This is a genomic window from Angustibacter sp. Root456 (assembly GCF_001426435.1).
Classification (GTDB): Bacteria; Actinomycetota; Actinomycetes; order Actinomycetales; family Angustibacteraceae; genus Angustibacter.
On the sequence record NZ_LMER01000020.1, the window covers coordinates 601,209 to 613,394 of the forward strand.

The 12,186-nt window shown below is 72.0% G+C and carries 5 protein-coding genes and 1 tRNA gene; 2 read left to right on the forward strand and 4 right to left on the reverse strand.

From position 1 onward, the window contains the following. Positions 1–59: 59 nt before the first annotated feature. Entirely contained in the window at positions 60–8,384 is an 8,325-nt protein-coding gene (locus ASD06_RS17550) for an Ig-like domain-containing protein (protein ID WP_056680642.1), read from the forward strand. A gap of 220 nt (positions 8,385–8,604) precedes the next feature. Here the strand turns inward: ASD06_RS17550 and ASD06_RS17555 are convergent, their stop codons facing one another. The 3 genes from ASD06_RS17555 to ASD06_RS17560 all read right to left on the reverse strand — a co-directional run bounded on the left by ASD06_RS17555 (position 8,605) and on the right by ASD06_RS17560 (position 11,128). Further along, positions 8,605–9,033: a GNAT family N-acetyltransferase gene (locus ASD06_RS17555; protein ID WP_056680645.1), complete on the reverse strand. Its 429-nt coding sequence runs from the start codon at positions 9,031–9,033 to the stop codon at positions 8,605–8,607. A gap of 239 nt (positions 9,034–9,272) precedes the next feature. After that, positions 9,273–9,416 carry a hypothetical protein gene (locus ASD06_RS19020; RefSeq protein ID WP_157371782.1) on the reverse strand — a complete coding sequence of 48 codons (144 nt, stop codon included), beginning with the start codon at positions 9,414–9,416 and terminating at the stop codon, positions 9,273–9,275. Positions 9,417–9,523: 107 nt separating this feature from the next. Continuing rightward, positions 9,524–11,128, reverse strand: a complete 1,605-nt coding sequence (locus ASD06_RS17560) for a bifunctional NAD(P)/FAD-dependent oxidoreductase/class I SAM-dependent methyltransferase (RefSeq protein WP_056680648.1) — start codon at positions 11,126–11,128, stop codon at positions 9,524–9,526. Positions 11,129–11,193: 65 nt separating this feature from the next. Between ASD06_RS17560 and ASD06_RS17565 the strand changes: the two genes are divergently transcribed. Further along, entirely contained in the window at positions 11,194–11,760 is a 567-nt protein-coding gene (locus ASD06_RS17565; RefSeq protein WP_056680651.1) for a helix-turn-helix domain-containing protein, read from the forward strand. 335 nt (positions 11,761–12,095) lie between these two features. On the opposite strand, the gene ASD06_RS17570 is transcribed toward ASD06_RS17565, so the two are convergent. After that, positions 12,096–12,166, reverse strand: a tRNA-Gly gene (locus ASD06_RS17570). Between the last annotated feature and the right edge of the window lie 20 nt (positions 12,167–12,186).

Consider the following 12,186-nt stretch of genomic DNA (forward strand, 5'->3'; position numbering starts at 1 on the left):
GTCCGCTCCACGGAACGGGGCTTTGTCGCGCCGAGCCGCGCCCACGCTCTGTGCGCTCAGTGAAGCGGCGCACCGACCGACCTGCATCGACCACCTGGAGCTCCGCCCGGCAGCCCGCTGCCACGGCGTGGGCGCTGACCTGGCGTAGTGCGCTGGCCGTCGCGGTCGGCGGCGTCTACGCGATGGTGCTGGTCGCGCTGGTGCTCGTGGCGGTCGGCGTCATGCCGCGCCCCACCGCCGCAGGCTCCGGTGGCCTCGCGCTCGGCCTGGCCGTGGTGCCCGCCCTGGCGTTGCTGCTCGCGACGATCATCGGACTGGCCACCGGCGTCAGCGGTGTCGCCCTGATCGTGCGCAACCACCTGGACGGCAGAGGCAGCCGCGCGGCGGCCCGTGCGACGTCCGGGCGCGACCTGCGGCTCGGACGCAGCCTGCGGACCGCCGTCAGGTCGGCTCCCAAGGTCGTGCTCGCCTGCGCGGCCGGTGCCGTGGTGGTGGCCGTCCTCGTGGCGGCTGCGCCGGTGCTGGTGCTGGCTGCCGCCGGCGTCGCCGTCTGGAAGGCCGTACGCGAGAAGTCGTCGTGGCGCCGGACCCTGCGCTCGCTGGGCTGGGCGGTGCCCTTCGCGCCGGCTGCGGCTGCTGCGGCGGCCGTGCCGGCGGTGTACGCCTCGGTGCTCAACGGCGCGCCGCTGCGCGAGGCCGTTCGAGCGGCCGTCCGGTCGAGCCTTCGGTCTCGCGTGACCACCCTCGTGGGCCTGGTCGTCGTGATCGCGGTCGGCGGACTCCTCGCGCAGGTCGCCCTGGCAGGCAAGGTCGTCGGCGGCACCGCCTTCGACGTCGCCATCGTGATCTCCCTGCTCGTCGCCGGCGCCGCACTCGGCGCGCTGGCGCACACCGGGTCGGCCACCGCTGACCCGGGCTCGCCGGGTTCGGGCGTGACGCCGCGTCGTGGTGCCCCCGCGGGTCGCTCGTGGCGGCTCGCCGTGCGGCGTGCCCGCCTCTCTCGCGTCGCAGGCGTCACCGCGGTCTCGCTCGTGGCGCCGGTGCTCGCCCTCGGCGCCGTCGTCGTGCCAGCCACCGCCGCGCGGGCGGCCACCGACGTGGTGGTCGACACCGCGGCCGACGCGTCCACCACCGTCGACCCCGACCAGTGCCGGACCGCCGGCGTGCCCTGCGGCCTGCGGGCCGCCGTGGCCTATGCCGGGGAGCAGGCCGCGGCCGACGGGTCCACCGTCACGGTGACCTTCGCGACGGACACCACGATCCGGCTCGCCGGCACCCTCAAGGTGCCGAGCGGCGTCGCGATCGACGGCGGCAACAACGCCGTGACGATCGACGCCGGACACGGCTTCCGCGCCATCGAGGCGTACTCCGCCGGCGGCGAGGGCCCGAAACTGTCGCTCAAGCACGTGCGGGTCACCGGTGGGAGGTCGACACCCGGTGGTGCCGGGCTCTACTCCGGCGACGTCGGGGTCACCCTCGTCGAGACCACGTGGGACGACAACGTCTCGGGTGGCGCCGGCGGAGGGTCGGGCAGCTCACCCGACGGCGGCGCGGTGGCACTGCCGGCGAACACGCTGTGGGTCGAGGACTCGACGTTCGCTGACGACCACGCGACTGCGGGCGGCGGCGGAGCCATGGCGGCCAACCGGGTCTTCGTCACCAACGCGACCATCACCACAAGCACCGGGGCCTCGGGGCGCGCCGAGGGCGGCGCGCTGCTCGCGACGTCGGGGGGCCAGATCACCCACGCCACCGTCACCGCCGGTGGCGGCATCGCGGGCACGACCGGCATGCCGCTGGAGGTGGTGAACACCCTCGCCTCCACGGTCTCCGGCTCCCTCGCGTGCGCCCAGATCACCTCCGCGGACCCGGCCGCGGGCTCGCCGTCCGTCGGCAACGTCGACCCGGACGGCACCTGCCTCGGCGTCGCCGCCGACCCCGTGCCGCTCGGCGCCCTGGCCGACAACGGCGGACCGACGCAGACGATGGCGCTCGCGGCCGGTAACCCGGCGCTCGCCGCGGGTTCGGCCGACTACTGCGCGCTCGCTGATCAGCGCGGCACCGGTCGCGACGCTCAGCAGTGCGACGCCGGTGCGTTCCAGCTCTCGCAGCCGGCGCCCCCGCCGTCCACCGTCGTCACCCTCTCGGGCGACCGCTACTCCTACATCCAGAACACGGTCGGTCTCTACGTCACGGCCGCGCAGGACGGCACGGGTCAGGCGGGCAGCGTCGTGCTGCTCGAGGGCGGCACGCAGGTCGCCGGCCCGTTCACCCTCAACCCGTTGCTGGACAAGACGGCCATCGAGTTCGACGCACTGCCCCAGGGCCCCCACCAGCTGGTCGCCCGCTTCACCCCGGACGACGGCAGCGCGGCCATCGACTCCGAGCCGTTCACCCTCTCGATCGCCAGCCTCAGCCAGGCCGTCCTGAGCACCCAGCAGCCCGCGGCCCTGCACCAGCCCGTCACCATCGTCGCCACCATCACCGACCGGCCGGACTACGGCTCCGTCGGCGTGGCCGAGCCCGGCACGCCCGTGCGCACGGGGACGGCGACCCTCACGGTCAACGGCGTCGACCACCAGGTCACGCTGGTGAACGGCACGGCCACCCTGTACGTCGACGACCTGCAGTCCTCGACGGTCAGCGTGTTCTACTCCGGCGACGACTACTACTACCCGACCGACAACCTCTCGACGGGCGGCTGGTCGGCGGACATCACGGCCGTCGACACCGCTACCACCACGACCGCCGACGTCGTCCGCGCGGAGTACGGGCAGCCCCTCACCGTCGCCGCGACGGTGAACGACGCCAGCGGACCTGCCGACGGCACGGTCACCCTCTACCTCGACGGCGCAGCCAAGGACACGCAGACGCTCGCCGCTGGCCAGGCGACGCTGAGCACGAGCGCACCGGCCGGCGACCACGACCTCTACGTGGCCTTCACCCCGGCGTCCGGCTGGGCCCTCTCGCAGTCTGTCCCCGTGACGGTGCACGTGGCTCCCGCGCGCACCAGCGTCACCATCAGCGCGGCCGCTCCCAGCGTCGTCTACCCCGCCCAGCCGGCCGTCGGCTTCGACGCCACCGGCACTGGTGCGGCCGACCTTCAGCTCAAGGACGCCGACACGGTCGTCGCGACGGCGCACGTCACCTTGCCGGCCACGGGCCAGTTCACGCTCCTCGCCGGCTCTCTCGCGGCGGGGACCTACCACCTGCACGCCGAAGTGGTGCCATCGGCGACGGCGGCCGCGTCGTCCTCGAACGCGGTCGACGTGACGCTCACGACCGGCACCACCGCCGTGACCGCGACTGCCGACGGGGGCGCGGTGGTCGGCTCGCCCACCACCGTGCACCTGAGCGCTGACGCGAGCGCCCTCACGACCTACACCGTCACGCGCGACGGCGACGGCTCGGTCGTCGACGTCGTCCACTCCACGGACGGCACCGGGTCGTTCGACTACACGCCGCTCGTGGCCGACGTCGCCCTCACCGTGACGGCGACGTTCGACGACGGCAACTACGGCACCGCGGTCGCCCACGTGACGATCACGGCGACCAAGGTCGCCGCCCCGGCGCCCACGATGACCTGGCACAACCCGGGCCCGGACTTCGATGCCGCGCCGCCGTACCTGACTCTCACCCTGCCGACCACGGCGGGTCTTCCCGCTCCCACCGGCCACGTCCAGCTGCTCGGCCGCCACGCGAACGACCTGGTCAGCGACATCATCGGCTACGGCGACGTCGTCGACGGCACCGTGCGGATCGACTACATCGGCGCGCCCGGCGTCTGCTACTGCGGCGACCGGACGCCGCGCCTCCAGTACGCCGGCGACGGCACCTACCTCGGCTTCGACGCCGCCGCACCAGAGGTCGACGTCCCCGCGATCGCCACGACGACGACGCTGTCGGGTGTGCCTGCGACGGTGCGGCCGGGCAACCAGCTGCTGCTGCAGGCGCACACCCAGGCGACGTCCGGCATCCCCACCGGGCGCATCGACTTCGTCGTCAACGGTGCCGTCGTCGTGAGCAAGGACCTCGTCAGCGGCAGCATCGGCACGATGTGGACCGTCCCGTGGGACCTGGGCGACCACGCCGAGGTCACCGCGCGGTTCGTGCCCGACTCCACCACGTGGCAGGCGTCCAACGGCAGCCAGTCGGCCACCGTGCTCTACCCGCAGCCCCCGACCGTGACGCTGGAGGCACCCGACCAGCTGAAGGCCGGCGACTGGGGCCACGTGGTGCTGCACGTCGAGCAGTTCGACCAGTTCATCGACGCGGGCTCGCCGATCACGGTCACCGACGGCGCCGGCGACGTCCTGGCCACCACCTACTGGTGGGGGTCCGCCACCGCCGGCACCGCCGCGCCGGTCGACCTCACCATCAAGCCGGTGCACGGCGGGCCGTCGCAGTTCTTCGTGCACTACGTGTTCAACGGTGGCACGGGCGGTGTCTCGGCGCCCTTGTCGACCACCGTCGACGGCGTGACCACGCACCTCCTCGTCGAGCCGGACCCCGCTCCCGTCGCCGGGTACCCGTTCAGCGTCCGGGTGTCCCTGGGTGGCTTGCCTGCGGGCGTCCAGGCCGGCGTCCTGCCCGTGCAGCTGTACGCCGACGGCGTGCCCTTCGGCTTCCCGCAGTACGCATACTCGACCGGCACCGAGCCGCCGAGCGCCGTCTTCTACGGGTCCGTCGCCAAGCGCGGGTTCGTCAGCTTCAGCGCCACCACGGTCGGCGACGGAGCGGACCTCGGCGCGGGCATCGGCGGCTCGACCGTCCTGGTGGCCGGCGCGCCGCTGCACCTGTCCGCACGGGACGGCATCCGGTACGAGGCGACGTTCGGCAAGGCCCTCACCATCACCCCGCAGTTCTCGTGGGGGGCCACCACGGGCTCCGGGCCGACTGACGGTCGACTCACCGTGGCCCTGGTCGGCGACGACGGCACGAGCCGCACGTGCGAGGCCCAGCTGCCTGCGCTGAAGTGCACCTTCGCGTCGTACGCCGTCCCGGCGCCGGGCACCTACAGCGTGCGGGTCAGCTACTCCGGCGGCTCGTTCTACGCCGACACCCCGGCTGACGGGCCCGGCGACGGCTCCGGTGGCACCAGCGTCGGGCAGCTGGTGGTGTCGGGCACGCGCAGCACCCTCGCGACCACCTTCGACCGCAACCCCCTCACGTGGGTGGTCGGTCAGCGGGTCACCGCCACGTTCGACGTCGCCGACCCGCTCGACGACACGCTGCTCGCCACCGGGTTCGTCACGCTGCGCGCGGGTGAGACGACGCTGTGCTCGACGAGGGTCGACCACGCGCGCCGCACGACCTGCGCGTTCACCGTGCCGGACCCGCAGCAGCCCCTCGCGCAGCAGAAGCCGTCCGACCTCGTCGGTACCTTCACGTCGGACGGCCCTTCGCTGCCCGGCTCGTCGTGGGCGCAGCTGGGCCCGCTCCCGCGCTGCTTCCTCGTCACCAGCACCTACGGCAACATGCCGGGGGCGCGCCACGTGCCGGCGGTCAGCGGCCGCACGTGCGACACCGCGGGTGCCGCTCCCGGGCACCCGGGCACGATGCCCGGCTACCTCGAGGGCTCCGCGGTCGACCTCACCCTGGTCGACCCCGTCACGAGCGGGTGGAAGTACACCGGCAGCCAGGCGACGTACTCCGACGGAACCACCCAGCCCCAGCAGCTGATCGCCACCGGCAAGACCGTCACCGTGTGGAACCTCAGCCAGGACGTCAGCGTCACGCCGCAGTACCGCTGGGACCCCACGTGCGTCACGGTCGTCACCGGGTTCGAGAGCTCCGTCACCCCGGTCGGCATGACGCTGGGGCAGTGGCGGCAGTACAACCACGGTGAGCCCGACCCGGCGAACGGCCTGCGGCTCACCACTCCGAGCAACTGCGACCAGCCGTCGGGATCGAGCGCCCGCGAGATCGAGGACCTCAAGAACGGCATCGGCCACTACGTCATCGGCACCGACCTGTACGGCGGCCGCAGCCACCCCGGCCCCGACCCGGCACCGCAGAAGGTGCAGTGGGACATCGTCGAGGTCCCGGGGGGCACGGCTCCGGCCGCGGGCGGCTCCACGTGGCACGCGAAGGCCACCGGCCCGAACTCCGGCAGCGTCCAGATCGTCTTCGGCCGCTTCCGGTGGTCGGCGCAGATGTGCCGCCCGCTGCAGCTCGAGCCGGGTGAAGGCGGCACCCTCGCGGTGACCGGGTCGCACTTCCCCGCCGGGTGGTCGGAGTTCGACGGCGCGAGCGGTACCTGCACCACGCCGTCCGGCCAGCACGGCTACTTCGCCGGCACCGACGTCGAGGTCACGGCCACACCGGCGAGCCGGACCAACGGCACCCGCATCGACGGCAAGCCGAACTACTACCTGTACCGCTGGCTCACCGCGGCCGACCTCGCCGGCTCGGGCTCCGACCCCTACGCCATGGCGTTCCAGCCCCGCTGGGCCCTGTACGCCAAGGCGCGCACCGAGGTGCCGGGCACGACCGGCAACGTCACCGGCGACCCTTACGCCGCCCACACGACGTCGCGCACGATGCCCTTCGACGCGACGACCCCGACCGTGGTCGGCGCGGAGTACGGCGTCCTCAGCTGCGTGCCGGTGATGGTGAATCTGCACGACTTCCCCGGTGCCACGCACGTGAACATGACCCCCACCAACTGCCCGGGCATCACGCCCGACAACGACGGCTCGCGCGGTGCTCACCGGGCGGACGCGACGACGTACTACACCTACAACACCCACGTCGAGGTCAGCACCGACGCGCCGAGCACCCACAACGGCAAGGCGATGTCGTGGACCGGTCGCTACGACGGCGGCGAGTGGTCGTGGGAGAACGAGTCGACGGCCGCGATCAAGGTGCCGTACGCGCTGGACGGCGTCACGCTCGACGCCAGCTACTTCGACGTCCTGTGCTTCAAGCGCCAGGACGGGCTGGAGCAGGTGGACGCCAACGGCTACGGCTCGCGCGTCAACGCCGACCGCAACTGCCTGCCAGGTTGGACGAAGGGAGGCGCCACCCAGCGTGCGATCATCCCTCCCGCCGCCCAGGCGAACCACGTCAAGGCCGAGTGGCGGGTGAGCGCCGCCCGCCAGCTGGTCTCTGCGGGGGACTACGAGATCAGGAACCTGGACCCGACCACGCACGAGGTCGGCTTCCCCGTCGTCGTCGACAGCAACCTCATCGCCTACGCCGACCTGGACCAGTCGTACACCTCGGGCGGCAAGACCGTCCCGAGGTTCCACCAGACACGCGTGGACCTGCGGTTCTGCCGCGACCTCAGCGACGTCGTCACGACGAGGATCGTGGACCCGAACGGCCACCCGATGTCTTGGGGCAGTGGGGAGTTCGGGCACGCACCCGACGCGCAGGACGTGATGAAGACGCAGTCGGGCTGCTACGGCTTGGCCACCGAGCCGGGGAGCAAGGACGCCGTCCGGCTCACCGACGCGGCCCAGAAGAAGTGGACCCTCCTGGCGTGGCGCAACACCACCACGGGTCGGATGCAGCTGAACACGCCGCAGAGCTACGGCATGGCCTTCCTGTCCTCGACCGACGACGGCGTGGTCTCCACCTCGTGGGAGGCGATCGTGACGCCGCGGTGCTACACGCTGGACTACAGCGAGCGCGTGAACGTCAACACCGCGCCCAACTGCGCCGGCGTCGACCCGAACCTTCACATGTACAACCCCGGGACCGTCGTCCACGTGAGCTGGGACTCCGGCCACGACGACAGCTGGGGTGGCTGGGACGGCGCATCCGGAGGTCAGGGCGACGGCACGGTCGTCATGGACCAGGACCGCACCGTGCGGGCCACCTGGACCCACGACGACAACTTCAAGACGAACATCCTCAACCCGCTGAGCAACACAGCCCAGAGGGTGGTCGGTGCGATCGTCACCGGCTTCAACTCCTGGCTGCTCGAGCCGGCTGCCGCGGTGCTCTCGGTGGTGCAGAAGGTCGCGACGGTGTGCAACCTGGTGGCGAGCGGGCTGGAGATGCTCGGTGTGCACGGCGCCGCGATCGACGGGCTGAAGAGCGTGAGCGCCGCGATCGGCTCGAGCATCGACATGCTGAACGCGCTGGGATCGTGCACGGTGCAGTGGGCCACCGGGGACGCGCAGGCGATGACGCCGACGACCACCGAGGGCAAGGCGGCGAAGGCTGCCGCCGGCGCGATCGCGAAGAAGGTCAGCGCCAGCGTCGGCAACGACTGGATGAAGGACGCGTCGGTGGGCGTCGACCTGGTGACGCTGTTCTCCGGCAACCTGGACTCCTTCTCGCAGGACCCCAAGGCGGCGTGGTCGTCGATCACCGGCATCGGGTCGTGCCTGCAGGAGAAGGCGGAGACGGCCGCGGGCAACTTCGGTGGGTGACGTCCCTGACGCGGGTCGTGGCGTTCGGGGCAGGCATCGTGTCAGGCGGCTCGAGCTTCTCGAGGGTTGCCTGCGGTTGTCGAGGGTTGCACCCCTCGGCAAGCGGAGTGTCGCCCACATAACGTGATCAACGGGCGAGCCCAAGCGTCCACACGATGCGGCCGCTCAGCAGCAAGTAGCCGGCGCCGACCGCCCAGCGTCCCTCGGCGTCGAGCCGGGCTCAGAGGTCCTTGCGGAAGTGGACGTCGGCGTGTCCGACCACGGGGACGCCGTCCCACCGGAAGATCTCGCGGTAGCCGTGCCGCTCGTAGAAGCCCGGCGCCTGGAAGGTGAACGACGTGACGAACACGTGGGTGCAGCCGCGGCGGCGCGCCTCGGCCTCGAACTCCTCGAGGAGCCGGCTGCCCAGGTGGGCGCCGCGGACGTCGTCGCGCACCCACGTCATGCCGATGCCGGCCGCGACGCCCCACGTCCAACCGCTGAGTCCGGCGGCGAGCTCGCCGTCCGCGTCGTGGACCTGCACGGTGAGCTCGCGGGCGGCCGCGGTGCCGGGCGTGGCCGCCGCGTTGTGCCGGTCGAGCTCGTCGGACAGGCGCTGGTCGAGTGCGGGGACGCCGTCGGCGACGGTGGTGCGGAAGGAGTCGGTCACGACGTCGCATCGTGCCAGGCGGCCCGAGGTTCTCGAGGGTTGCCTGCGGTTGTCGAGGGTTGTACCCCTCGGCAAGCGGAGTGTCGCCCACATATCGTGATCAACGGGCGGGCGGCCCGGGGAGCGGTGTTCGCACTTTCGCTTGGTTGCAGGTCAAGGCATGCAATCTGCGGGGAGACCGAGGTGGCACCAGCCGCCGCCAAAGCCAGCACCTCCGCCAACAGTGGGGGGCCGCCGGCTCAGCGGGACGGCAAGGCGTCCCGCCTGCGCCGCCGTACGCCCAGCTCGTAGCTGTCACCGCCCTGCAACAGCGGCGGTCCGTAGGTCAGGGCGAGGGCCAGCGCCAACCCGACGAGCAGCCCCACGACCACGCCACGCCCCATGCCAGCCCCCTCGATCCGTCGAGTCTGCCCGCGCTCTGGCAGGCGGGTCACTTGAACCTGCCGACACTGTGCCGCGTCCAGCCGGGGCCGTTGCCCGGGCGGGCGAGTCACGTGGTCCGGCGTGCGCGCAGGATCCGGTCCTGGGCGTGATGGGCTGCGCTCGCTGAACCTGTGGGCCGGGGACGCTTGTCGTTGACCTCGATGGTCCAGCCTGGGGTGGCGTCGAGTACGGCGGCGAAGTCGTCGAGGTCGAGGTAGGCATCGGGGTCGAACGGACGGTGCTGGTGCTGCGGGTCGCGCATGGCCTCGATGTCGTGGCTGAGGATGACGAGCGTGCCGCCGGGTGCGACCGCGTCGAGGACGTTGTGGACGCCGCGCAGGTCGGGCGTGCGCGGGATCGAGGCGTATGCCGCGAAGACCAGGTCGAATCCACCGCGGGTGAACGGCTCGCTCGCGTTGGCGTCGACCAGCGCGCACCTGACCGGCAGGTCACGGCGCCGAGCTTCGGCCTGGACCCTGGCGAGCGCCCGCGTGGAGATGTCGCTTGCGGTCACCTCCCATCCGTGCTCGGCCAGCCAGAGCGCGTCGCCACCCTCACCGGCGCCGACGTCGAGCGCGCGGCCGGTGGGCAGGTCGGCCACTTCCGCTACCAAGGAGCCGTTCGGGTTGCCACTCCACATCGGGGCGCCGGAGTAGCGGTGATCCCAGTCGGCGACCGAACCGGACGGACGAGCCGCGATTCGCGTGTCCTCTTCGGCGAGGCTGAACGCGACAGCACCACCGACGCGACTGCCGTGTGCGGCGGCTGGAAGCACCTGCTGGCCCGGGTCGGTGATGCTGCCGGCCGCGAAGACTCCGTCGACAGCAGTGGCTCCCAGCGCATCGATCTCGATCACTTCGCCGATGCCGGTGACGTGGGGCGCGGGGCTCAGCCCCAACCCGGCGAACGGCTCGATGCGCGGATGGAACCGGGGCCCGACGAGCATCGCATCGGCGTCGACCCTCGAGCCGTCGGCCAGCTCGACCCCGGTCAGCCGACCATCGGCATCGGCAAGGACACGCTTCGCGGTCGTGGCGACGCGCGCGTCGACGCCTGCGGCCGCGAGGGTGTCGATCTGGGGTTCGTCGACGTCGACCCCGTCGGCGATCAGCATGGTCAGGCGTGCGGTCAGCTGGCGCAGCAGTGGCGCGACGTGCAGCCCCATCGGGTGGGTGACGAGCTGGACCAGCCGCTGGTCGCGGACCTCGTAGCCGTGGCAGAACGGGCAGTGGATCACCGCGCGTCCCCAGTGCTCGGCAAGCCCCTCGACGGCGGGGAGCTCGTCGACCAGGCCGGTCGCGACGATGATCCGGCGGGCGACGACGCTGTCGCCGGTGGCGAGCTCGGTGACGAAGCGGTCGTCGTCGCGCCGCACCTGCACCGCTCGCCCAAGCAGCACCTCGCCCCCGTAGCTTCGTACGTCTGCTCGGCCTGCGGCGAGCAGCTCTGCCGGTTCGGTGCCATCACGGCCGAGGAAGCTGTGCATGTGCTCAGCCGGCGCGTTGCGCGGCTCACCGGAGTCGACCACGATCACCGATCGGCGTTGGCGGCCGAGCTGCAGGGCGGCGGCGAGCCCGGCGGCTGATCCGCCGATGATCGCGACGTCGCAGTGGCGGACGACGGTGGGCACGGCGGAGCCGCTGGCGTCGGAATGGGGATGCTGGTCGCTCATGTTTCGAGCGTAGGCGGCCCTCGCGATATGCGGTAGACTCCTTGCAGAATCTGCAAGGAGACCCCATGACCGCACGTGTCGACGTCGAGCGCATCGTCCGGACCCGGTTGCGCAGCCTGCGGACCACGCTCGGGCTGTCTCTCGACGACCTCTCCGCGCGTACAAATCTGAGTCCGTCGACGATCAGTCGCATTGAGACGGGGAAGCGCTCGATCGGGCTCGACGTGCTGTTGCCGCTGGCGAGCGGCCTGCAGGTAGGCCTGGACGCGCTCCTTGACGTGAGCGGCGATGACGACGTGGTGATCCGGCCCACGCCGAGCGAAGTCGAAGGCCGTACTACCTGGGCGCTGAGCCGTCCCGAGAGCAGCACGGTCGCGGTGAAGACGCGGGTCGAGCCGACTGCCGCCCAGCCGCAGCAGCGCGTCCATCCCGGCCACGACTGGCTCTTCGTCCTCAGCGGCCGCATCTTGCTCCTGCTCGGTGAGCGCGAGGTCACCGTCGAGGCTGGCGAGGCGGCCGAGTTCGCCACCATGACCCCGCACGCGTTCGTCGCGATCGACGGTCCCGCCGAGCTGCTGATGATCTTCGATCGGGACGGCCAGCGCGCGCACGTGCACCACGGCCGAGACTGACGTCGCTCCGCCCACGCCAGGGCTGCCGCCGCGCCGGGCACCCGCCGCTTCTGCCGCGATCCGAGGGTCAGAAGTCGGTGTCCTCGAGACCGAGTCAGCTCTCGTCCGATACGAACATGCCGTGGGTGACATCCAGCGTCACCCGTGGAGCCCGCATCAAGATCATCCACGTGGGAACTCCCCCGTGGCGACGTTCCGGTTGGTGACCTGGCTGTTGCGGCGCACCGCGGCCGGCGCGGCAGAACCCAGGCTGAGCTGAGCAAACCACCGCGCGACGGCGGCGTCGACGGCGTGCTTGCTGACGCCGTCGAGGCGTCGGGTGGATCCACGGACGGAGCGGGTGACGGGAATCGAACCCGCACTGTCAGCTTGGGAAGCTGATGTTCTGCCATTGAACTACACCCGCGCGGCCCGTCGTCCGGGCGC

What these genes read in the sequence shown, in the direction of transcription:
- ASD06_RS19020 (WP_157371782.1), bottom strand. Translation starts at nt 9,416, where the DNA reads ATGGGGCGTGGCGTGGTCGTGGGGCTGCTCGTCGGGTTGGCGCTGGCC.
- ASD06_RS17560 (WP_056680648.1), bottom strand. Translation starts at nt 11,128, where the DNA reads ATGAGCGACCAGCATCCCCATTCCGACGCCAGCGGCTCCGCCGTGCCC.
- ASD06_RS17565 (WP_056680651.1), top strand. Translation starts at nt 11,194, where the DNA reads ATGACCGCACGTGTCGACGTCGAGCGCATCGTCCGGACCCGGTTGCGC.